The 21,989-nt window shown below is 67.3% G+C and carries 23 protein-coding genes, 1 other RNA gene and 1 riboswitch; of the genes, 11 read left to right on the top strand and 13 right to left on the bottom strand.

Annotation, left to right across the window (positions count from 1 at the left end; translation table 11 throughout):
• The first annotated feature begins 185 nt into the window (after nt 1–185).
• Entirely contained in the window at nt 186–665 is a 480-nt protein-coding gene (locus MG068_RS03000) for a DM13 domain-containing protein (RefSeq protein WP_107432417.1), read from the top strand.
• Nucleotides 666–788: 123 nt separating this feature from the next.
• Here MG068_RS03000 and rnpB read toward each other — a convergent pair.
• An RNA gene (gene rnpB, locus MG068_RS02995) (RNase P RNA component class A) lies at nt 789–1,140 on the bottom strand.
• Nucleotides 1,141–1,295: 155 nt separating this feature from the next.
• On the bottom strand, nt 1,296–2,114 hold the full coding sequence (gene rsmI / locus MG068_RS02990; RefSeq protein WP_132809193.1) for a 16S rRNA (cytidine(1402)-2'-O)-methyltransferase: 819 nt from the start codon (nt 2,112–2,114) through the stop codon (nt 1,296–1,298).
• Nucleotides 2,115–2,195: 81 nt separating this feature from the next.
• On the opposite strand from rsmI, the gene MG068_RS02985 reads away from it, so the two are divergent.
• From MG068_RS02985 to MG068_RS02965, 5 genes are all read left to right on the top strand, one after another.
• Nucleotides 2,196–3,917: a penicillin-binding protein activator gene (locus tag MG068_RS02985; RefSeq protein WP_132809191.1), complete on the top strand. Its 1,722-nt coding sequence runs from the start codon at nt 2,196–2,198 to the stop codon at nt 3,915–3,917.
• Complete coding sequence (locus MG068_RS02980; protein WP_032128038.1) at nt 3,907–4,275, top strand: YraN family protein; 369 nt, start codon at nt 3,907–3,909, stop codon at nt 4,273–4,275. The genes MG068_RS02985 and MG068_RS02980 overlap by 11 nt, the downstream gene beginning before the upstream one ends.
• Nucleotides 4,276–4,385: 110 nt before the next feature.
• A complete protein-coding gene (locus tag MG068_RS02975) occupies nt 4,386–5,105 on the top strand; it encodes a metal-dependent hydrolase (protein WP_100437874.1) in 720 nt (239 codons plus the stop codon).
• Nucleotides 5,102–6,487, top strand: coding sequence for an FAD-binding oxidoreductase (locus MG068_RS02970; protein ID WP_132809189.1), 1,386 nt, complete (start codon nt 5,102–5,104; stop codon nt 6,485–6,487). Before MG068_RS02975 ends, MG068_RS02970 begins: the two co-directional genes overlap by 4 nt.
• Nucleotides 6,488–6,828: 341 nt before the next feature.
• The gene (locus MG068_RS02965; RefSeq protein WP_032128040.1) at nt 6,829–7,014 is read left to right on the top strand and encodes a hypothetical protein; all 186 of its coding nucleotides are present in this window, start codon (nt 6,829–6,831) and stop codon (nt 7,012–7,014) included.
• Between the two features lie 227 nt (nt 7,015–7,241).
• Here MG068_RS02965 and thiL read toward each other — a convergent pair whose 3' ends face one another.
• The 5 genes from thiL to MG068_RS02940 form a co-directional block, all read right to left on the bottom strand.
• A complete protein-coding gene (thiL, locus tag MG068_RS02960) occupies nt 7,242–8,204 on the bottom strand; it encodes a thiamine-phosphate kinase (RefSeq protein ID WP_132809188.1) in 963 nt (320 codons plus the stop codon).
• A 120-nt stretch (nt 8,205–8,324) separates the two neighbouring features.
• Nucleotides 8,325–8,804, bottom strand: a complete 480-nt coding sequence (nusB, locus tag MG068_RS02955; protein ID WP_005408062.1) for a transcription antitermination factor NusB — start codon at nt 8,802–8,804, stop codon at nt 8,325–8,327.
• Nucleotides 8,801–9,268 (bottom strand): 6,7-dimethyl-8-ribityllumazine synthase, encoded by a 468-nt coding sequence (gene ribH / locus MG068_RS02950; RefSeq protein ID WP_005408061.1) that lies wholly within the window; start codon nt 9,266–9,268, stop codon nt 8,801–8,803. Before ribH ends, nusB begins: the two co-directional genes overlap by 4 nt.
• Nucleotides 9,269–9,462: 194 nt before the next feature.
• Entirely contained in the window at nt 9,463–10,563 is a 1,101-nt protein-coding gene (ribB, locus tag MG068_RS02945) for a 3,4-dihydroxy-2-butanone-4-phosphate synthase (RefSeq protein WP_049425006.1), read from the bottom strand.
• A complete protein-coding gene (locus MG068_RS02940; RefSeq protein ID WP_121504934.1) occupies nt 10,560–11,186 on the bottom strand; it encodes a riboflavin synthase in 627 nt (208 codons plus the stop codon). Before MG068_RS02940 ends, ribB begins: the two co-directional genes overlap by 4 nt.
• A 74-nt stretch (nt 11,187–11,260) precedes the next feature.
• Nucleotides 11,261–11,406, bottom strand: a riboswitch (FMN riboswitch).
• A 187-nt stretch (nt 11,407–11,593) separates the two neighbouring features.
• Here MG068_RS02940 and MG068_RS02935 point away from each other — a divergent pair.
• The 3 genes from MG068_RS02935 to MG068_RS02925 all read left to right on the top strand — a co-directional run bounded on the left by MG068_RS02935 (nt 11,594) and on the right by MG068_RS02925 (nt 13,781).
• Nucleotides 11,594–12,214, top strand: coding sequence for a hypothetical protein (locus MG068_RS02935; protein WP_132809186.1), 621 nt, complete (start codon nt 11,594–11,596; stop codon nt 12,212–12,214).
• 152 nt (nt 12,215–12,366) lie between these two features.
• Nucleotides 12,367–13,251: a hypothetical protein gene (locus MG068_RS02930; protein WP_049462850.1), complete on the top strand. Its 885-nt coding sequence runs from the start codon at nt 12,367–12,369 to the stop codon at nt 13,249–13,251.
• Between the two features lie 134 nt (nt 13,252–13,385).
• Complete coding sequence (locus tag MG068_RS02925; RefSeq protein WP_049462857.1) at nt 13,386–13,781, top strand: hypothetical protein; 396 nt, start codon at nt 13,386–13,388, stop codon at nt 13,779–13,781.
• Nucleotides 13,782–13,816: 35 nt separating this feature from the next.
• Here MG068_RS02925 and ribD read toward each other — a convergent pair whose 3' ends face one another.
• The 6 genes from ribD to MG068_RS02895 form a co-directional block, all read right to left on the bottom strand.
• Nucleotides 13,817–14,902, bottom strand: coding sequence for a bifunctional diaminohydroxyphosphoribosylaminopyrimidine deaminase/5-amino-6-(5-phosphoribosylamino)uracil reductase RibD (ribD, locus tag MG068_RS02920; protein ID WP_132809184.1), 1,086 nt, complete (start codon nt 14,900–14,902; stop codon nt 13,817–13,819).
• A 132-nt stretch (nt 14,903–15,034) separates the two neighbouring features.
• Complete coding sequence (gene nrdR, locus MG068_RS02915) at nt 15,035–15,556, bottom strand: transcriptional regulator NrdR (RefSeq protein WP_004143350.1); 522 nt, start codon at nt 15,554–15,556, stop codon at nt 15,035–15,037.
• 149 nt (nt 15,557–15,705) lie between these two features.
• The gene (locus tag MG068_RS02910; protein ID WP_049462848.1) at nt 15,706–16,155 is read right to left on the bottom strand and encodes a hypothetical protein; all 450 of its coding nucleotides are present in this window, start codon (nt 16,153–16,155) and stop codon (nt 15,706–15,708) included.
• 27 nt (nt 16,156–16,182) lie between these two features.
• Entirely contained in the window at nt 16,183–16,602 is a 420-nt protein-coding gene (locus MG068_RS02905) for a hypothetical protein (RefSeq protein WP_049462847.1), read from the bottom strand.
• A gap of 123 nt (nt 16,603–16,725) precedes the next feature.
• Entirely contained in the window at nt 16,726–17,979 is a 1,254-nt protein-coding gene (gene glyA / locus MG068_RS02900) for a serine hydroxymethyltransferase (RefSeq protein ID WP_010481990.1), read from the bottom strand.
• A gap of 185 nt (nt 17,980–18,164) precedes the next feature.
• A complete protein-coding gene (locus MG068_RS02895; RefSeq protein ID WP_049424990.1) occupies nt 18,165–18,638 on the bottom strand; it encodes an RcnB family protein in 474 nt (157 codons plus the stop codon).
• Between the two features lie 253 nt (nt 18,639–18,891).
• On the opposite strand from MG068_RS02895, the gene ettA reads away from it, so the two are divergent.
• Both ettA and MG068_RS02885 read left to right on the top strand, forming a co-directional pair.
• A complete protein-coding gene (gene ettA / locus MG068_RS02890) occupies nt 18,892–20,556 on the top strand; it encodes an energy-dependent translational throttle protein EttA (RefSeq protein WP_005412220.1) in 1,665 nt (554 codons plus the stop codon).
• Between the two features lie 100 nt (nt 20,557–20,656).
• Nucleotides 20,657–21,973 carry an NCS2 family permease gene (locus MG068_RS02885; protein ID WP_005408048.1) on the top strand — a complete coding sequence of 439 codons (1,317 nt, stop codon included), beginning with the start codon at nt 20,657–20,659 and terminating at the stop codon, nt 21,971–21,973.
• Nucleotides 21,974–21,989: the final 16 nt, after the last annotated feature.

Raw genomic sequence — 21,989 nt, 5'->3', positions numbered from 1 at the left:
CTGCCAACGTCATTCAGCTTCCCGACGCAGCGCCTTTCCGCCCGCGCCACAGGGCCTGCGTTGCCGCAGCCACCCCACTGTGCCCTTTTTGCACTTGGCACTGTGTCTATAAATGCCGCCCGCAACCTCCCAAGGTGGTCATGCCCGGCACCATGCCGCGCGATCCACATCCACATGGAGGCCCCATGCGCCGCACCCTCATCCTGCTCGCCACCCATCTGCTCACTCTCGGCCTCGGCTTCGGCCTGGGCGTCTACTTCCTGCCGATCCTGATCGCTCCTGATGATCCGCCCGCGGCACAGGTGCAGGCCGCCATGAACGAAGCCACCCATCACACCACGTTCCGCCGCGACCTCAAGGGCAGCGACGCGGTGCACTGGGCGGAAGGCAAGGTCAGCGTCAGCGCACGCCAGGTGGCCTTCGACGGGAAGATGGGACCGGGACCGGACTACAAGGTCTACCTGGTCCGCGATTTCGTCGACAACAAAGCGGACTTCCTGAAGATCAAGGCGCAGGCCCGGCGCATCGGCGAGGTGAAGACCTTCAACCGTTTCCTGGTCGATGTACCCGATGACGTCAACGTCGACGACTACACCACGGTGGTGGTGTGGTGCGAGCGCTTCTCGCAGTTCATTTCCGCAGGGCAGTACCGTACGCCGGGCTGACGAACGCGCGACGTCGAGGCAGTGCCGGCCGCTGGCCGGCACTCTGTCCGCCCTGCAGGCATCGTGAAGCTGCCGGCCAGCGGCCGGCACTACCGATGCGCGGTTCACGCATATGGAAGAAGGAGGCGGAGCCGGCCGATAAGCCGGGTTCTGTCGTGGACAGTCATTCCTCTAGGCGTTACGTCACCGCAACGCTCAAGCAACCTACCCGGATCCAACGCGGGCCGCGCCAAAGGATCCCTATTTGGTCTTGCTCCAGGTGGGGTTTGCCGTGCCGGTCTGTTGCCAGACTCGCGGTGCGCTCTTACCGCACCATTTCACCCTTACCGGCCTTCCGAAGAAGACGTAGGCGGTATCTTTCTGTTGCACTTTCCGTCGGCTTGCGCCGCCCAGGCGTTACCTGGCACCTTGCCCTATGGAGCCCGGACTTTCCTCGGCATCCCCGAAGGGATGACGCGACTGTCTGGCCGGCTCCGCCAACGCACATTCTAGCCTACGCACGCCCTTCCTGCCGTGCTGATCGCGGCATCCGCTTCATCCATCCACGCGTGGCGTGGATCTACCGATTCCGCTGCTCTGGTGGGTGCGGATTCCGCTCTGGTGGGTGCGGACCTTGGTCCGCACGATCCATCAACTGCCGTACAACGCCTTGCGCGGTGCGCCGGTCAGCTCGGCAGCCAGTTTGGCGGCAGTCGACGGCGGCAGATGCTCGCTCAGCGTGGCGTAGACGCGACGGCCATGCGCCAGTTGCGCTTCTTCGTCATCACCCGCGCCCTGCACCATCACCACGAACTCGCCCTTGCGCTGGTTCTCGTCGGCTTCCACCTTCGCCAGCAGGCCGGCCAGGTCACCATCGAGCACGGTCTCGAACAGCTTGGTCAGCTCGCGGGCCAACACCGCCGGGCGCTCACCGCCGAAGATCGCCGCCATGTCGGCCAGCGATTCGGCGATGCGGTGCGAGGATTCGTAGAACACCATGGTGCGTACTTCACCGGCCAGCGCCTGCAGGCGGTCGCGGCGGCCGCTGGCCTTGGCCGGCAGGAAACCCTCGAAACTGAAACGGTCGCTGGGCAGGCCGGCCACGCTCAGCGCGGCGATGGCGGCGCAGGCACCGGGAACCGGGCTGACCTTGATGCCCGCCGCGCGCGCGGCGCGCACCAGGCGGAAACCGGGATCGCTGACCAGCGGGGTGCCGGCATCGCTGACCAGTGCCAGCGACTCGCCGGCCTGCAGGCGCGAAACCAGGCGCTGCGCCAGGGCCTCTTCATTGTGTTCGTGCAGGGCCACCAGTGGTTGCTGGATGCCGAAATGGGACAGCAGCTGGCCGCTGCGGCGGGTGTCCTCGGCACAGATAGCCGCCACCGAACGCAGCACCTCCTGCGCGCGCGGGCTCAGATCGGCCAGGTTGCCGATCGGGGTGGCGACGACGTACAGGGTTGGCACACTCATTTCAGCGGTACTCACGGGGCAAGGGTAGAATCGTAGCGTGTACCCGACCAAGGCCGCTGCCCTCATCGCATGGACCCGATCATGAACAAGCCCGCCGCACGGATCTCCGCCCTGTCGCTGTCGCTGATGCTGCTGGCCGGTTGCGCCACCACCAGCCTGACCAGCACGCCCGATTCGCCGGCCCAGAGCCAGGCGCTGGCGCTGATCGAACAGGGCAAGCCGCGCGACGCCGCGCTGCAGCTGGAAGGCCTGGCCGCCACCCTGCGCGGCGGCGCTCGCAGCAATGCGCTGGCCGACGCGGCCTGGGCCTGGCACCTGGCCGGTGACAGTGCGCGCGCGCGCAGCCTGCTGGGCCAGCTCACCGCCCGCCAGCTGTCCGGCGCCAGCCTGCAGCGCTACCAGCTGACCGGTGCCGAGCTGGCACTGGCCGACAAGCAGCCGGCGCAGGCCCTGGCCCTGCTGAAGGACCACGGCGACAACGTGCTGCCGGCGCTGCGTACGCGCTGGTATCTGGCCCGCGCCAACGCGCTGCAGGGCACCGGCGATGCCTTCGGCGCCGCCACCGAACGTGCACGCGCCCATGCCAGCCTGACCGGCAGTGCGCGCAGCGAGAACCAGGCCGCCATCTCCGGCCTGCTCGGTACCCTCGACGACGCCACTTTGCGCAGCCGTGCCGCTGCCCTGCCGGCCAACGATCCTCTGTACAACTTCGCCGGCCGTGCGCTGATCGCGCGCGGCCTGCCGCTGCCGCGCCCGTTCGACCGCGATGGCGCGGCCCAGTTTGATACCAGCAAGCGTCCGCCGGCGATGAGCGACGGCTACCGACCGCCGGCCAAGCTGGCCGTGCTGCTGCCGCTCAGCGGCCGCCTGGCCACCGCCGCGCAGCCGGTGCGCGACGGCCTGTTGAGCGCCTACTACGGTGAAAGCCGTCGCCGCCCGGACATCAATTTCTTCGACACCGCTGGCACCCCGGCTGGTGCCCTCGCCGCCTACGACAAGGCCGTCGCCTCCGGTGCCGACTTCGTGGTCGGCCCGCTGGGCCGCGACGAAGTGGACGCCGTGTACGGCCGCCAGCAGCTGCAGGTACCGGTGCTGGCCCTGAACCGCGGCAAGGATGCACCGCCGGCCGGCAGCGCTGGTTTCTCGCTGGCACCGGAAGACGACGGCATCGTCGCCGCCGAGTACCTGCGTGGCCGCGAGCGCAACCGCGCGCTGGTGATCAGCAGCAACGACGACACCGGCCGCCGTTCCGCCGCCGCCTTTGCCCAGCGCTTCGCACAGCGCGGCGGCCAGGTGGTGGCCACGGTCAATGTCAGCGAAGCCGTCGGCGATGTCGGCGCGCAGGTGCGCAATGCCGGTCAGGTCGATGCCGTGTTCCTCGCCGTGCGCGCCCCGCAGGCCCGACTGCTGGCGCCGCAGCTTGCGCTGGCCGGTGCCGGTGGCGCGACCCGCGTCGGCACCTCGCAGCTGACCGTCGGCAGCGGCAAGGTGGAAGAAGACGTGGCGCTGGACGGCATCGTCTACCCGAACGAAGCCTGGAATGTGCGCAGCGTGTCCGACCTGCCGTCGGCCAGCCAGGTGGCCAGCGCGCTGCCCAGCGCTCGCGGCGCCGCTGGCCGCCTGTTCGCTTTCGGTGCCGATGCCTGGAAGATCACCGCCTATCTGGACAAGCTGTCCAACGAGGGCGGCCTGGACGGTGCCACCGGCACCCTGTTCCTGGACAGCAACGGCAACATCCTGCGCCAGCCGGCATGGTCCACCTTCAATGGCGGCCGGCCGATGCCGATCGTCGGTGGTCGCTGAGCGCAGCCAACGTGGCTCGGCGGTGGAAGCCGCCGCCGAGCTGCATCTGCAACAGGCCGGACTGCAGCGGCGTGCGCGCAACGTGCGCTATCGCGGCGGTGAACTGGACCTGGTGATGGACGACGCCGGCACCGTGGTGTTCGTGGAAGTGCGCTATCGCGCGCGATCGGATTTCGGTGGCGGCGCCGCTTCGGTGGATGCGCGCAAATGCCGGCGCCTGGCCCATGCCGCGCAACTGTACCTGCAGGACAACCCGGCGCTGGCCAATGCACCCTGCCGTTTTGATGTGGTTGAAGCCAGTGGTGAACCACCGCAGCTGCGGTGGCTGCGTGATGCGTTCCGGCTGGATGACTGCTGATGGTTACCGTCCGCTCTGGTAGAGGCCGACCTTGGTCGGCGCTTCTGTGCCAACCAAGGTTGGCACCTACCAGAGCGCAGCCTGGCCGGCACGACCACGGTGCGTGACTGATGCCTTCGATCATCACCCATGCCGCTGTGCCGTTGGCGCTCTGGTGCGCCGCTGACCGTGGCCGCATCCCGCCGCGCCTGCTGGCGGCCGGTGTGATCGCTGCGATGCTGCCCGATGCGGACGTATTGGCCTTTGCACTGCACATTCCCTATGCCGATGCCTTCGGCCACCGCGGTGCCAGCCATTCGTTGCTGTTTGCCTGCGTGCTGGCGGCGGTGGCCGCGGTGTTGGCGTTCTTTGGTAGCGGCCGACCTTGGTCGGCGCCCCGCAACTCCGGTAGTCGCCGACCTTGGTCGGCGCTTCTGTGCCAACCAAGGTTGGCACCTACCGAAGAGGCAATGGCACGCTCTGGTAGTGGCCGACCTTGGTCGGCGGTTTCGTGCCAACCAAGGTTGGCACCTGCCAAGGCAGGGCCAACGGTGGCATCGACCCTACAAGCCGCGGCGTTCGTCTTCGTCTGCGCCGCCAGCCACCCGCTGCTGGATGCGATGACCTCCGGCGGCCTCGGCGTCGCCCTTGCCTGGCCATGGAGCGAGCAGCGCTTCTTCGCGCCGTGGCGACCCATCCGCGTTTCTCCGTTCGCGCCGCAGTTCTTCAGCGCACGCGGCGTGGCCACCCTGCTCTCTGAACTGCGCTGGGTGTGGCTGCCACTGGCTACCGCCGTTGTTGCCTGGAAACTGATCCAACCCGCTCCCGTTGCCCCACGAGATCCGTCATGAGTCCTGCCCTGCCTGCTGCCCTGGTTGCCGAACTGTCCACCCTGCTGGGCGCGGAGGGCTGGCGCATGGATGACAGCGCGCTGGAGGCGAACGCGCAGGACAACTCATGGCGTCACCAGCGCCCGGCGGCGGTGGCGCTGCCAGCCGACATCGAACAGGTGCAGGCTTTGGTGCGGGCCTGCCGTGCGCATGGCGTGGCCCTGGTCGCACGTGGCGCTGGTACCGGCACCACCGGCGCGGCGGTGCCGCTGCCCGGCAGTATCGTGCTGTCGTTCACCCGCATGGACCGCATCGTCGAGATCCGCGCCGGTGACCGTTGCGCGGTGGTGCAACCGGGCGTGCTCAACGGCGCCCTGCAGCAGGCGCTGGCCCCGCATGGCCTGTTCTGGGCGCCGGATCCATCCAGCGCCGAGATCTGCAGCATCGGCGGCAACCTGGCCTGCAATGCCGGCGGCCCGCGCGCGGTGAAGTACGGCACCAGCCGCGACAACGTGCTGGGCCTGGTTGCCGTTACCGGCACCGGCGACGTGATCCGCTGCGGCGGTGCCTACACCAAGGACGCCACCGGCTATGACCTCACGCATCTGCTGGTGGGCAGCGAAGGCACGCTGGCACTGATCGTGGAAGCCACGCTCAAACTGACCCCGTTGCCAGTCAGCCAGGCCGGCCTGCGTGTGCTGTACCGCGATGCCGATGCCGCCGCTGCGGCGGTATCGCGGCTGATGTCGCAGCCGGTGGTGCCGACCCGCCTGGAGTTCATGGACGCACGCAGCCTGGAGCTGCTGCGGCTGAATGGTGCCGACGTGCCGGAGGCCGGTGCGATGCTGCTGGTCGAAGCCGATGGTGACCACGACACCCTGCCCTACCTGCTGCAGGCGCTGGCCAGCGCCGCCGAAGGCGACGGCATGATCGAACTGGACGTCGCGATGGAAGGCCGCGCGCGTGACCAGCTATGGGCCGCACGCAAGGCGCTGTCGCCGGCGCTGCGCAGCGTTGCCCCGGGCAAGATCAACGAAGACGTGGTGGTACCGGTATCGCGCATTCCGGAACTGGTGGCCGGCGTGCAGGCATTGGCACGCGACTACGCGCTGACCATCGTCACCTTTGGCCATGCCGGCAACGGCAACCTGCACGTCAACATCCTCTATCACCCCGACGATGCCGACGAGAACGCGCGCGCGCATGCCGCACTGCCGAAGATCTTCGAGCTGACGTTGGCGCTCGGAGGCACGCTGTCCGGCGAACACGGGATTGGCCTGGCCAAGCGAGATTTCATGGCGAAGGCCTTTACCGCAGAAACGCTGGCGACGATGCGAGCGATCAAGGCCGCGCTGGACCCGGACGGCATCCTCAACCCCGGCAAGGTGCTGCCGCCGGTGTAGTGCCACTGCCAATGTGTTGACGACGACCCGCAGGAGCCCTCCCCAGCTGGAGGCGTCGCACTGTACCCGCTACGGACCTTCACGCTGCCAGCGGTCAACTGAAGCTCCATCCGGTGTCCAGTGTGCTTTGCAACTTGTTGCATGGGAAAACTGCTCCTTTGCCAGGAACATATCGCCAACAGCACCACACAGCTCTGACCCACGCCCGCCGTGAGCGCCAGCTGCCTGGTCCAGCGAGCCTGCAGTGACAGCACCATCGGCCTCTCTGTGAGCCGTTGGCAACCGCCGAACGGGTTGGGTCGAAGCAACAGCACCCACGCCCTGCGAACAAGGATGCCGAGATGTACAAGCCTCTCTATCCCCATGTCATCACCACTCTTGGCGAAGCCGCTGCGCGCCTGCCACATGACCTCGCGCCGATCCTGGAGCAGGCCCTGGCAGCGGTCAACGATGCGCGGTCGCTGGCAACGGTCACGTGTGAGTCCTGCCTGCAGCAGCGTCGCGGCAGGCAGCCGCAGGCTGACTGAGTACTGGGTGTGCAGTTGCAGGCAGCTTAGCGACATCTGCAGAGCCGAGCCCATGCTCGGCTGCCATGGGGCACATCGCGATGAAAGCCGCGCGTCGCGCGTGAGCCGAGCGTAGGCTCGGCTCTGCAGCGACGATGTCATCCAGCAACCGCGCACCGATACAGCACCCGGTCATGCCCAGCGGTTTCAGTCGCGTGGCAGCGCCGGGCCATGCCCGGCGTCATCAATCAGACGAAGTGCTGGTATCCGCCGTCGGCGGCTTCGCCATCCACATGCACGCCCTGCCCTTCGGCAATGCGACCGATGCGGGTGAGCGGCACGTCCAGCGATTCGGCCAGGTAGTGCAGCGCGTCGCGCTGGTCGGCGGCGGCGGTGAAGCACAGTTCGTAGTCGTCTCCACCGCGCAGTGCGCAGTCGCGGGCGCCATCGCGGCCGAGCAGCTCACGCAGCGCGTGGGAGATCGGCAACGAATCGGCATCGACATGTGCGGCCACGTTGCTGCGCGTGGTGATGTGACCCAGATCGGCCAGCAGGCCATCGGACACATCCACCGCCGCGTGTGCGAACGCACGCAGGCGCAGGCCCAGGGTCACACGCGGCGTCGGCCGCAGCAGACGCAGGCGCAGGCTTTCGTAGTCGGCCAGCAGCGTGGCGGTGGCGATGCTCAGCGCAGCTTGCTGCCACAGGCGCAGCGCACCGGCGGCATCGCCGAGCGTGCCGCTCACCCAGATGTCATCGCCCACCTGCGCGCGGTCGCGACGCAGCGCCTGGCCACGTCCCACCTGGCCCATCGCGGTCACCGACAGCGACAACGGACCACGCGTGGTGTCACCGCCGATCAACGCGATGTCGTGCTGATCGGCCAGGGCGAAAAAGCCATCGGCAAAAGCCTCGATCCAGTCTTCAGAGGCCTCCGGCAATGACAGGGCCAGCGTGCACCACGCCGGGCGCGCGCCCATCGCGGCCAGGTCTGACAGATTGACCGCCAGGGTCTTCCAGCCGATGTCGAAGGCCGGGGTTTCCACCGGGAAGTGCACGCCGCTGTTGAGCGTATCGGCGGTGACCACCAGTTGCTCGTTGGCACGCGGCTGCAGCAGCGCGGCGTCGTCACCGATGCCGAGCAGGATGTCGTCGCGCTCGAGGGTGCGGGCGCGGATGCGGTCGATGAGGGCGAATTCGGCCAGGGACATGGGGCGTTCCCGCTGTTGTACGTGCCGCGCAGTGCGCGGTGGGCGGTAGTGCCGGCCGCTGGCCGGCAACCTCAGGATCCCTGCAGCTGCCGGCCAGCGGCCGGCACTACCACAGGCGGGTCAGTGACCCGATTCGACCTTGCGCCATTCCACGGCGGCACGATCCAGCACGCCGTTGACGTAGGTGTGGCCATGCTCGGAACCGAAGCGCTTGGCCGACTCGATGGCTTCGTTGATCACCACGCGGTACGGCACGTCCAGGCGGTAGCGCAGCTCATAGGCGGCCAGGCGCAGCACCGCGCGTTCGATCGCGTCCACTTCCTCGATGCCACGGTCCAGGTACGGGCCGAGCGCTTCGTCGATGTCACGACGGTTATCGAGCACGCCGTGCAGCAGCGCCTCGAAGTACGCCAGGTCAGCGATCTCGCGGGCCTGCTCGTGGGCGAACTGGGCGATCAGCGACTGGGCGTTGCCGCCGGAGATCTGCCAGGCGTAGATGGCCTGCACGGCACGACGACGGGCGCGCGAGCGCAGCACCGGATCGACGCCATCGCGGCGGACGGGTTTACCGGAGGGCTTGCCCTGGGTGTTCTTGTTCATGGCAGCTGCTCCAGAAGATTGACCATTTCCAATGCGGCGAGTGCGACTTCCTCGCCCTTGTTGCCGTGGCTGCCGCCTGCGCGGGCCTCGGCGTCTTCAACGCGTTCCACCGCCAGCACGCCGTTCAGCACCGGCACGCCGAAGTCCAGCTGCACGCGCATCAGGCCTTCGGCGCAGCGATCGGCCACGTGCTCGTAGTGGCGGGTATCGCCACGGATCACGCAGCCCAGGGTAAGGATGGCGGCGTGTTCGTGGGCGGCGGCCAGGCGCGCGGCCACCAGCGGCAGTTCCCAGGCACCCGGCACGCGGATCACGTCGATGTTGGCTTCGGTGATGCCGTTGCCAGCCAGGCTCTGGCGGGCGCCAGCGACCAGCGTGTCGGTGATGCGGGCGTTCCAGCGGCTGGCCAGGATGGCGAAGCGCGCCGATTCGGGAGTGCGAAGATCGCCTTCGAAGTGGCTCATATGCGGCTTGGGGGACTCGATAAGGGGGTAATTCTAGCGTGGATGGGCCCCGGCCGTGGCCGATGGGGGCCCGGGGCGTGCCGACCAACGGTCGGCACCCACCGGTGGCACGGGGTCGCCACCCACCGGTAGTGCTGGCCGCTGGCCGGCAATCACGGGGACTGCGGTTGCCGGCCAGCGGCCGGCACTACCCATTACAGGGTCACCGTCTCCACCACTTCCAGGCCGTAGCCGGCCAGGCCGATCTGGCGGCGCGGGGTGCCCAGTACGCGCAGCTTGCCCAGGCCCAGGTCGGACAGGATCTGTGCGCCAGCACCATTGCGGCGCCACTGGCTCACGTCCTTGTCCTTGCCCGGTACCACCGGCGCCGGCTGCTGCCGCAGGCGGGCCAGCAGGGCCTCGCCGTCGCGCGGGGCCGACAGCACCACCATCACGCCGGCGCCTTCGGCATCGATCGCGCGCAGGGCATCGGTGGCAGCCACGCCGAAGTCATCACGGCGCCAGTGCAGCAGGTCGGCCAGCGGGTTTTCCACCTGCACGCGCACCAGGGTCGGCGTTTCGGCATCCGGGGTGCCGCGCACCAGGGCGAAATGCACGTCGTGGGCGATGCGATCGCGGTAGGTGACCAGCTTGAACGGGCCGAACTCGGTCTCGATCTCGCGCTCGTCCACACGCTCGACGGTCTTTTCGGTGGCCAGGCGGTAGGCGATCAGGTCGGCGATGGAGCCCATCTTCAGACCGTGCTCGCGGGCGAACACTTCCAGTTCCGGGCGGCGTGCCATGCTGCCATCCGGGTTCAGGATCTCCACCAGCACGCCGGCCGGTTCCAGCCCGGCCAGCATGGCCATGTCCACGGCCGCCTCGGTGTGGCCGGCGCGGGTCAGCACGCCGCCCGGCTGAGCGATCAGCGGGAAGATGTGGCCCGGCTGGTGCAGGTCCGACGGCTTGGCGTTGGGCTTCACCGCGGTACGGATGGTGTGCGCGCGGTCATGCGCCGAGATGCCGGTGGTGACGCCCTCGGCGGCCTCGATGCTGACCGTGAAATTGGTCTGGAACTGCGCGGTATTGGCCTGCACCATCGGCGCCAGGCCGAGATCGGCGGCGCGGGTGCGGTTCAGCGGCAGGCACACCAGGCCACGGCCATGGGTGACCATGAAGTTGATGTCGCTGGCCTTGACCAGCTCGGCGGCCATGATCAGGTCGCCTTCGTTCTCGCGGTCTTCGTCATCGACGATGACGACCATGCGGCCCAGGCGGATGTCTTCCAGGATTTCCGGAATCGGGGCGAAATTCATGCTGCATCTCCATGCGGGTGCTGGCCGTTGGCCGGCACGCTGATCAGGCGTTCGACGTAGCGGGCGACCAGATCGATTTCAAGATTGACCGCGCTGCCCACGCCTGCGGCGGAGAAGGCGGTGTTGGCCACCGTGTGCGGGATCAGGGCGACTTCAAAACCTTCATCGTCCACTTCGTTGACGGTGAGGCTGACGCCGTCCACGCAGATCGAGCCCTTCTTGGCGATGTAGCGGCGCAGCGAGGCCGGCGCTGCGAAACGCCAACGCTGGGCACGCGCGTCTTCGTGGATGGACAGCACCTGGCCGAGGCCGTCGACGTGGCCGCTGACCAGATGGCCGCCGAGGCGGTCAGTCGGGCGCATGGCGCGTTCCAGGTTGATGACCGCACCCTCGCCCAGCTGGCCCAGCGTGGTCAGGCCCAGGGTCTCGGTGGAGGCATCGGCCTGGAAGCTGCTGGCGTCGAATGCGATGACGGTGAGGCAGACGCCGTTGATGGCAATGCTCTCGCCCATCTGCACGTTGTCGAACGGCAGAGTCCCGACATTGAAGGTGAAGCGGACATCGCCGCCGATGGATTCGCGTGCGGCCAGACGGCCGACGCCTTCGATGATTCCAGTAAACAAGTAACGTTCTCCGCGAAAAGTGAGCGAAAAACGCCGCAAGGCAAACAGGCGCACGCAGGGCATGAGCCCTGTGGCACCGTCTTCTTTCATCCGGACTATGACCGTCGGCTCCGGCATTGGACCGGATCTGCTGACCCCCGGCCGTGGGCCGGGGCGCTCGCGGGCTCGTGCTTGCGCACCTACCGCCGGTGGGGAATTGCACCCCGCCCTGAAGACGTTTGTGTACCGGCGAACCGGCGTGGCTAGTGTACCAGCCCGTGCTGAACGGGGTCGGATGCCACAGCTGTGACGGCCGTCGCTCGCAATTTGTAAAACTTTCATTAAAATTCTGCCCCGGACGACATGAGGTCGCCACGGGCAGCCCGCTGGGCATGCCCGCCAAAGGACTGAAATTCACAGGAATTCCCATGCGCAAGATGCTGATCGTGGCCGCCCTGCTGGCCGCCGCCCCGCTCTCGGCTTCGGCCGCCGCCCTGAGCTACACCTACGTTGAAGGCGGTTGGACGCAGGTCAAGGTTGACGACAACGCACTGGACGACCCGAAGGTCGACGGCGGCTACCTGCGTGGCTCCGTGGCCATCGCCGAACAGGTCTACGTGTTCGGTGGCTGGTCGCGCACCAGCAAGACCTATCACTACAGCGACGGTTCGCTGAAGGTTGAACTGAATCAGCCGGAGCTGGGCATCGGCTACCACATGCCGTGGACCGACCGCGTCGACTTCACCGCCGACATCGCCTGGGTGCGCCAGAACGCCGAGCTGACCGATCGTTATGACGGCTACAGCGACCGCTACAAGGACCATACCAACCTGGCCCGCGCCACCATGGGCATCCGCGGCAAGCCGTCGCGCATGACCGAAGCCTGGGCCAAGGCCGGTTACATGGACGGCGGCAACAACTACAAGGGCACCTGGGTCGGCACCATCGGTGGCCAGATCAACTTCACCAGGACCTGGGGTCTGGTGGGCGAGATTTCCGGCTACCGCGACGTCACCCAGTACTCGGCCGGCGTCCGCGCCAGCTTCTGATCCAGCGATCGCTCCTCGTCGTGCGATCGAACGGGCCCCGCAAGGGGCCCGTTTTTTTGGCCGGCATACACGACCTCATGCCCCCATCGCGCCATCGAAAGTCCACGCAGATGCGCTAGGCTTGCGCGCCTCTGGAACAGGAAAACACCGTCATGAAGACCCCCACCCGTACTCTGCTGGCCAGCATGCTGCTGTGCGCCCCGCTGATCGCCACGGCCGCCCCGGCCACGCTGTCGCCCGAACAGGCGTTCGACCTGTATGCACGCACCCTGCTGGAAGACGACGCGGCCGCCACGCGCACGCTCAACGACGCACTGAAACCGGCATTCGAAGGCCAGGACGCCGTGACCCCGAACCCGGGTGCGCTGGCCAAGGCGCTGGCCGAACCCTGGCAGACCGTCCTCGCCAGCACCGGCGCCAAGGTCGACGCTGCGGCCACCGAAGCGCTGTATGCCAAGGCGCTGCGTGATTCGAAGTGCCGCGCGACCAAGAGCGTGATCGAAGACAACGAATACGTTGAAGACCAGAAGCTGGCGCGGATCACCTTCAGCTGCCAGCTGCCCGACCTGGGCAAGGTGCGCCCGCTGTTCGCCGCCAGCCTCGCATCCGATGCCAGCCCGGCCTCGCGCAAGCAGTTCACCGATGCCTACACCCAGGCGCTGCAGAGTGGCGCGCGCGTGCCGGTCATCGGCACCTTCACCCTGTACCCGGCCAAGGACAACGGCTACTGGTACAGCGGCAACTTCGATGACCTGGTGGGCACCGTGGCCGGTGCGCTGGCACCGTTCGAGGACTGGATGCAGGACGCGCAGGCGGCCAACGCGCCGAAGGTGACCGGCGTACCGGGCTGCGACCTGTTGCTGCAGCAGCATCGTGCCTGCGTGGCGAAGGTCGCACCGGACCAGATCAGCGGCGTGGACGCCATGGCCGAGGAGCTGAAGGCCAAGGCACAGGTGCAGTCGGCCGATGAGATGACGCAGGAGTGCAAGGCACTGCGCCCGATCGCCGAGATGATGTGGACCGACGAGTGCGCGTGAGCCTCGTGTAGAGCCGAGCCCACGCTCGGCTCATTGTCGCCGACGACGAGGGCGGCCGCACTTTCAGAACCGTTGCATGGCCCTGCGTGGCCTGCATGGTCAATGCTGTTGCCCTCTTCCATCGGGGCAACCGCATGAAACACCGCACGACGTCGACCATGGTCATGTTGCTGACGCTGCTGGCGCTTGTGGCGTGCGGGCAAGCCAAAGCTCCCAAGTCCAGGATTACGACCTTCTCGGTCATCCCAGCGGTTGCCTTCGAGTCAACCCTGCTGAGCGACAGGCAGCTGGATGCGTGGATGAGCGAAGACGACGACTGCCACGCGTTCCTGATGTATCACGATCAGTGCGCAGTGCTGGTATTGCCGCATGAGTACGACGACGGTTTTACCCGTCACCAGCTGCGATTGAAGGCGAGGAAACTGCCGGGCGAGGCACTGGGCGCGTACTGCCGCAACCTGCATGGGCTGTGGAAGCAGCAGTGGAAGGGCCAGTGCCCCGTCGGCGAAGAAGACGACGAGGAAGCCTGACGACAAGGGCATCGCCCCTGCTTCGCGTCATTCCCTCACGGGCGCAGCAGCAGCCTGATGTCCTCACCGACCTGACGCTGGTCAACCACGCGCAGGCGGCGCTGCTGGTCCATGGCATCGATGCCGAGGCCAGCCAGCAGCGGGCGACCGGTATCGCCCAGCAGCGTGGGCGCCTGATACAGCAGCAGTTCGTCCACCCAGCCGCCGTGCAGCAAGGCACCGGCCAGCGTCGCGCCGGCTTCGGTATGCACCTCGTTGATGCCGCGTTCGGCCAGCAGTGCCAACACCGCGCCAAGATCGAGACGGCCGTCAACACTGGGCACGCTGGCGAATTCGGCATCGGCCGCATCCGGTGCACTCACTGCAGCATCGTGCAGGTACAGCGTCGGTGCCCCGCCCTCGCGCACGCGGCTGCATTCGAGCGAACGCAGGCGCGAATCGAGCACCACGCGCAGTGGCGGCATCACTTCGGTGTCCGCCAGGCGCACGGTCAGCATCGGATCGTCGGCCAGCACGGTTTCGGCGCCGGTCAGGATCGCACCTGCGCGCGCGCGCCAGTGCTGCACGTCTTCGCGCGCGGCCGGGCCGGTGATCCACTTGGAGCTACCATCGGCCATCGCGGTGCGACCGTCGAGGCTGACCGCCAGCTTCACCCGCAGCCACGGCCGGTTGCGCTCCACACGCGACAGGAAGCCCTTGTTGAGCTCACGTGCCTGCGTCGCCATCAGCCCTTCAGCGACTTCGATGCCGGCATTGCGCAGCAGATCGAAGCCACCCCCATCGACCTTCGGGAACGGATCGCGCATCGCGGCAACGACGCGCGACACACCCGCTTCGATCAAGGCCAGCGCACACGGCGGTGTGCGCCCGTAGTGCGCACAAGGCTCCAGGGTGACGTAGGCGGTGGCACCGCGCGCCTCGCTTCCTGCCTCGCGCAGCGCGAACACTTCGGCGTGCGGTCCACCGGCACGCTGGTGCCAGCCCTGCCCGACCACGCGTTCGCCGTGGGCGATCACGCAGCCGACCATCGGGTTGGGGCGGGTGGTGTAGGCGGCACGCTCGGCCAGGCGCAGTGCGTTGGCCATGTGCAGGTGGTCAAGGACGGAGAACGGGTTGGTCATGCGGCCATGGTAACGCCGCCGGTGCCGGTGTAGATCCACGCCATGCGTGGAGGGGCGCCACTGTGCCAACCAAGGTTGGCACCCACCGAAGCAGATATCTGTGCCAACCAAGGTTGGCATCTACCGGGGCGGTCAGCCCTTCTTCTTCTTGGTCAGGGCGATCACGTCGCCCAGCAGCTGCAGCTGTTCGGTACTGGAGGGCAGATCACGCTCCAGCTTCTCGATCTCCTCTCGGAAATCGGCCACGTCCTCGAAGCTGCGGTAGACCGAAGCGAAGCGCACATAGCCGACATGATCGAGCTTGCGCAGTTCATTCATGACGAACTCGCCGACCTTGATCGAGGGCACTTCGCGCTCGCCGCTGATGCGCAGCTGATGGACCACGGCGCGTACCGCCGCTTCGATCTTGTCTTCGGCCACCGCACGCTTCTGCAGCGCGCGGTCGAAGCCAGCGCGGACCTTGCGCTGGTCGAATGCTTCACGAGTGCCATCGCTCTTGACGATGGCGGGCAGTTTCAACTCCACCGTTTCCATGGTGCTGAAGCGCTCGCCACAGGCTTCGCATTCACGCCGACGACGGATCGTCGCGCCGTCTTCGGAGACGCGCGAGTCGATGACCCGGGTATCGGCATGTTGGCAGAAGGGGCAGTGCATGGAACGCCTGGCTCAGGAAAGTACCTATTGCCACGGTCATGGCAGCGTCGCAAAGGTACCTGAGAAAGGGCCCCGCAGCAAATGCTGTCTGCGCGGAAGTGCCTGCATTTCGGCCGAACAGAACCGCCAGCGCGGTCAGCGCTGCGCGTTCAACCGGGTGCCGGCGGCGCCGAGGCCGCGCGCGCCCAACGCAGCCACGCCAGATGCCCTGCCATCACCAACAGCGGCGGGCCGAACCCGAAGAAGGCCAGGGTCGAGATCTCCCCGCGCTTGAAGGTGAAGTACAGCGTGGCGGCGACCACGCCCAGCGCGGCCAGGCTTCCCAGCGCCAGGCCTATCCAGGCGACAACCGGCGATTGGCGCAGGCCGGTAACACCGCGCCACAGGAACAGGCCGCTCAGCCACAACCACGACAGCAGGCCGATGATCCCGGCCGACGACCACAGCAGCAGGATCCTGTACTCGTCACCGGTCAGGTACTTGCCATCCCATACGACCATCAGACCCAGCACGGCACCCGTGCCTCCGGCGGCCACCGTGGGCAGGCCCACCAATAGGCCGGCAATGGCCATCCAGCGTTTGTGCAGACGCTCATCCATGCGTTCGGTTTCCTTCCCTGGGCCGCATCATCCGCAGCGTTTGATCCACACCAGCATCGCAGCCGGCACCAGCATCGACGGGCCCAGCAGCAACAAGCCGAGGCCTTCGCCGTGCACGGCGATGCCCCACCACAGCGCCAGCCCCAGCGGGGGCAAGGCGGCGAGACCGCCCGCCAGCAGCATCCACCACCAGAGGCGGTGCACGTGCAGCCCGGCACGCCCCTGCAACAGAAAACCCGCGCTCAGCCACAACCAGGCCAGGCAGCCGGCAATGCCGGCCAGGCCCCACAGCGGCATCACCGTTACCGAGACCAGCGTGCCATGACCAAACTGGCCCAGCCCCATCAGCAACAGCATCGTCGCCGCCGCGCCGCCCATCGCCAGGCTGGGCAGGCCGAACAGCACCGCCAGCGCGGCGTAGAGGTACTTGAGGTGGCGCTCATCCATGCGCGGTTGCTCCGATACCGGGGTCAGAGCCCTTCCCTGCGGGAAGGGATCCGACCCCTGCTTCGATCCGGGCTTCGGGGTCGGAGCCCTTCCCGGCGGGAAGGGATCCGACCCCTGCTGCGATCAGCCGTAGACCGGGTACTTGCGGCACTGCGCGCTGACGGCGTCGCGCACGCGGGCGATGACGGCGTCATCGTTCGGTGCGTCGAGCACGTCGGCGATCCAGTTGGCCAGGTCCACGCAATCCTGTTCGACGTAACCACGGGTGGTCACCGCCGGGGTGCCCAGGCGCAGGCCCGAGGTCACGAACGGCGAACGCGGATCGTTCGGCACCGAGTTCTTGTTGACGGTGATGTGGGCCTTGCCCAGCGCGGCTTCCGCGTCCTTGCCGGACACGTCCTTGCCGATCATGTCGACCAGCATCAGGTGGTTCTGGGTGCCGCCGGAGACGATCTTGTAGCCGCGCGCGATCAGCGTGTTGGCCATCGCCTGGGCGTTCTTCACCACCTGCTGCTGGTAGGCCTTGAAGCCCGGTTCCAGCGCTTCCTTGAAGGCCACGGCCTTGCCGGCGATGACGTGCATCAGCGGACCGCCCTGGATGCCCGGGAACACGATCGACTGCAGCTTCTTGACCAGGTCTTCGTCGGCGCCCTTGGCGACGATGATGCCGCCACGCGGGCCGCGCAGGGTCTTGTGGGTGGTCGAGGTGACCACGTGCGCGTGTTCCAGCGGGCTGGGATAGACGCCAGCAGCAACCAGGCCGGCGACGTGGGCCATGTCGACGAACAGGTAGGCACCGACCTTGTCGGCGATGGCGCGGAAGCGCGCCCAGTCGATCACCTGCGAGTAGGCCGAGAAGCCGGCCACGACCATCTTCGGCTTGTGCTCCAGGGCCAGGCGCTCGACTTCGTCGTAATCGATCAGGCCCTGGTCGTTCACACCATACTGCACGGCGTTGAACAGCTTGCCCGAGGCGTTGACCTTGGCACCGTGGGTGAGGTGGCCGCCGTGGGCCAGGCTCATGCCGAGGATGGTGTCACCCGGCTGCAGCAGGGCGAAGTACACGGCCTGGTTGGCCTGCGAGCCGCTGTGCGGCTGCACGTTGGCGTAGTCGGCGCCGAACAGCTGCTTCAAGCGGTCGATCGCCAGCTGCTCGGCGATGTCCACGTATTCGCAGCCACCGTAGTAGCGCTTGCCCGGGTAGCCTTCGGCGTACTTGTTGGTCAGCTGGCTGCCCTGCGCTTCCATCACCGCCGGGCTGGTGTAGTTCTCGCTGGCGATCAGCTCGACGTGGTCTTCCTGGCGCTGGGTTTCAGCGGCGATGGCCTTGGCCAGTTCGGGATCGTAGGATTCGATGCGGACGTCACGCGGGAACATCGGGTACTCCAGCAGGCAGGGAAAAGGGGGTACGGCTCAGCCCCCGATTGTAGCCCCGCACCGGGCCTGCCGGGGCCGAAACGGACGGGGCCGGCATCCCCGAAGGAATCCGGCCCCGTATGGTTTCGAGTGCGCTGTACCGGCGTACCGGTAGATCCACGCCATGCGTGGAGGTGGCTGCGGACTCAGCGGCTGCTGAGCACGTACTGGGCGATCACACCGGTGGCGATGGCCACCAGCAGCATGTTGCCGCGGTCATCGCGGATCCAGTGGTGGCCATACGGCGGGCGACGCAGGTGATAGCGCGGGTAGTCGTTCACCACATAGACCGGGCCACGGTAGTAGTCGCGGTAGCGATGGCCGACCTTCCAGCCGTATCCCGGGCCATAGGCCGGGCGGTACACCACACGCGGCGGTGCCGGGCGGTAGTAGCGGTCATGGTCGCGGTGCCACTCGCGGCGATCCTGGCGGTAGTCGCGCCGGGCCTCGCGGCGGTCGCGTTCCCAGTCACGACGGTCCTGGCGCCATTCGCGGCGGTCCTCGCGCCACTCGCGGCGGTCGTGGTCGCGGCGGTGGTCGTTGTCGGCGAAGGCCGGGGCCACGGCGCCGAGCGCCAGCACAGAGGCCACGGCGCCGGCCATTACTCGATTGATGCGCATGTCAGACCTCTGCTCGGGTGGGTGGTGAGCCCATATTGCGCACCCGATCTGAACCGTTTCCGGCTGGAAACGCTTCCCGCTACAGGACTGTGACCGGGTATTCAGGCCGCGGCCAGCCCGGCGCCCCTGCCCGGGCGCGGCCCGGAACCGGTTCCGGCTATAATTGGCGGTATTCCATTTCAGTCTGTGCCCGCTGCCGCAACGGGATGTTCCCGTGACGGGTCGGGCGCAGGGCCGCGCCTACGGAGACCGCATGTCCTCGCAATACATCTACACCATGAACCGCGTGTCCAAGGTGGTCCCGCCCAAGCGGCAGATCATCAAGGACATCTCGCTGTCCTTCTTCCCGGGCGCGAAGATCGGCCTGCTGGGCCTGAACGGCGCCGGCAAGTCCACCGTGCTGAAGATCATGGCCGGCGTGGACACCGATTTCGAGGGCGAAGCCCGCCCGCAGCCGGGCATCAAGGTCGGCTACCTGGCGCAGGAACCGGAACTGGACCCGACCAAGACCGTGCGTGAAGCGGTCGAGGAAGGCGTGGGCGAAGTGCTGCAGGCCCAGGCCGCGCTGGACGCGGTGTACCTGGCCTACGCCGAGGAAGGCGCCGACTTCGACGCGCTGGCCAAGGAACAGGAGCGCCTGGAGGCGATCCTGGCCGCTGGCGACGCGCACACCCTGGAGAACCAGCTGGACGTGGCCGCCGATGCGCTGCGCCTGCCGCCGTGGGATGCCGTGGTCGGCAAGCTGTCCGGTGGTGAAAAGCGCCGCGTGGCGCTGTGCCGCCTGCTGCTGCAGAAGCCGGACATGCTGCTGCTCGACGAACCGACCAACCACCTCGACGCCGAGTCGGTGGAATGGCTGGAACAGTTCCTGGCGCGCTACACCGGCACCGTGGTGGCGGTCACCCACGATCGCTACTTCCTGGACAACGCCGCCGAGTGGATCCTGGAACTGGACCGCGGCCGCGGCATTCCGTGGAAGGGCAACTACACCGACTGGCTGACCCAGAAGGATGAGCGCCTGAAGCAGGAAGACAACCAGGAAAAGGCTCGCCAGAAGGCGATCCAGAAGGAACTGGAGTGGTCGCGCCAGAACGCCAAGGGCGGCCGCACCAAGGGCAAGGCCCGTCTGGCCCGCCTGGAAGAGCTGCAGTCGGTCGATTACCAGAAGCGCAACGAGACCAATGAAATCTTCATTCCGCCGGGCGAGCGCCTGGGCAATGCGGTGATGGAGTTCAAGAACGTCTCCAAGAAGTTCGGCGACCGCCTGCTGTTCGACAACCTGAGCTTCCTGGTGCCGGCCGGCGCCATCGTCGGCATCATCGGCCCGAACGGTGCCGGTAAGTCGACCCTGTTCAAGATGATCACCGGCCAGGAAAAGCCGGATACCGGCGAGATCGTGGTCGGCCCGACCGTGAAGCTCTCCTACGTGGACCAGAGCCGCGACGCGCTGGAAGGCAACCACAACGTCTTCCAGGAAATCGCTGGCGGCCTGGACATCCTCAACATCAACGGCATCGAGATCCAGTCGCGCGCCTACATCGGCCGCTTCAACTTCAAGGGCCAGGACCAGCAGAAGATGGTTGGTTCGCTGTCCGGTGGTGAGCGTGGCCGCCTGCACATGGCCAAGACCCTGCTGCAGGGTGGCAACGTGCTGCTGCTCGACGAACCGTCCAACGATCTGGACATCGAAACCCTGCGTGCGCTGGAAGATGCGCTGCTGGAATTCCCGGGCAACACCTTCGTCATTTCGCATGACCGCTGGTTCCTGGATCGCATCGCGACCCACATCCTGGCGTTCGAAGGCGACTCGCACGTGGAGTTCTTCCAGGGCAACTACCGCGAGTACGAAGAAGACAAGCGCCGCCGCATGGGCGACGACGCCGCGCCGAAGCGCCTGCGCTTCAAGGCGCTGAAGTAAGGCAACAGGAAAGGCCGCGCTCGCGCGGCCTTTCTCCTTTTGCAATGTGTACCGACCATGCATGCCGGCCAGCGGCCGGCATCTACCCATGAGCGACCCCATGTCCCTGTTCGAGCGCCTGTTCCAGCTGCAGCAGCACGGCACCACCGTGCGCACCGAGCTGCTGGCCGGTGTCACCACCTTCCTGACGATGTCCTACATCGTCTTCGTGAACCCCGAAATCCTCGGCACCACCGGCATGGACGCGGGCGCGGTGTTCGTGGCCACCTGCCTGGCTGCTGCACTGGGTTCGGCGGTGATGGCGCTGGCCGCCAACTTCCCGGTCGGCATGGCGCCCGGCATGGGCCTGAACGCGTTCTTCGCCTTCACCGTGGTCGGCGCTGCCGGCCTGCCGTGGCAGCAGGCACTGGGAGCGGTGTTCATCTCCGGCCTGGTGTTCCTGGTGCTGTCGCTGACCGGTGTGCGTGCATGGCTGGTGTCGGGCATTCCTTCGTCGCTGCGCTCGGCCATCGTGGCCGGCATCGGCCTGTTCCTGGCGATCATCGCGCTGCAGAAGTCCGGCGTGATCGTCGGCAATGAAGACACGCTGGTGGCGCTGGGCCCGTTGAACACGGCGCCGCCGCTGCTGGCGCTGGCCGGTTTCCTGCTGATCGCGGTGCTGGAAGCGCGTCGCATCCGTGGCGCGATCCTGATCGGCATCCTGGCGGTGACCGGCGCCGGTTGGGCGCTGGGCGACGTGCAGTACCAGGGCCTGGTCTCGCTGCCGCCGAGCCTGGCACCCACCTTCCTGCAGCTGGACCTGCCGGGCCTGCTGCACCATGACGGCGGTGCGCCGATCGCGGTGCTGCTGCAGGTGGTGCTGGTGTTCGTGCTGGTGGAAGTGTTCGATGCCACCGGCACGCTGTACGGCGTGGTCGGTCGCGCCGGCCTGCTGAAACTTCCGGGCGCGCAGAAGCGCTTCGGCCGTGCGCTGCTGGCCGACAGCACCGCGATCGTGGCCGGTTCGATGCTCGGCACCAGCAGCACCACGGCCTTTGCCGAAAGCGCCTCGGGCGTGCAGGTCGGCGGCCGCACCGGCCTGACCGCACTGGTGGTATCGGCACTGTTCCTGGCCGCGCTGCTGTTCTCGCCGCTGGCGGCGATGGTGCCCAGCTATGCCACTGCGCCAGCACTGCTGTTCGTGGCCGGGCTGATGCTGCGTGAGCTGGTGGAAGTGGACTGGAGCGACCTGACCGAATCGGTGCCGGCCGCGCTGTGTGCGCTGGCGATGCCGTTCACCTACTCCATCGCCAATGGCCTGGCGTTCGGCTTCATCGCCTATGCCGCACTGAAGGCCGGTACCGGGCGCTGGCGCGAAGTGCATCCGGCGGTGTGGCTGGTGGCGGTGCTGTTCACCCTGCGCTACGCGTTGGAATAAGCGGTAGGTGATGCCG

Source organism: Stenotrophomonas sp. ASS1, assembly GCF_004346925.1.
GTDB lineage: Bacteria > Pseudomonadota > Gammaproteobacteria > Xanthomonadales > Xanthomonadaceae > Stenotrophomonas > Stenotrophomonas maltophilia_A.
Note: the sequence above shows the minus strand (reverse complement) of the source record. Positions and strands in the feature narration are given on the sequence as shown.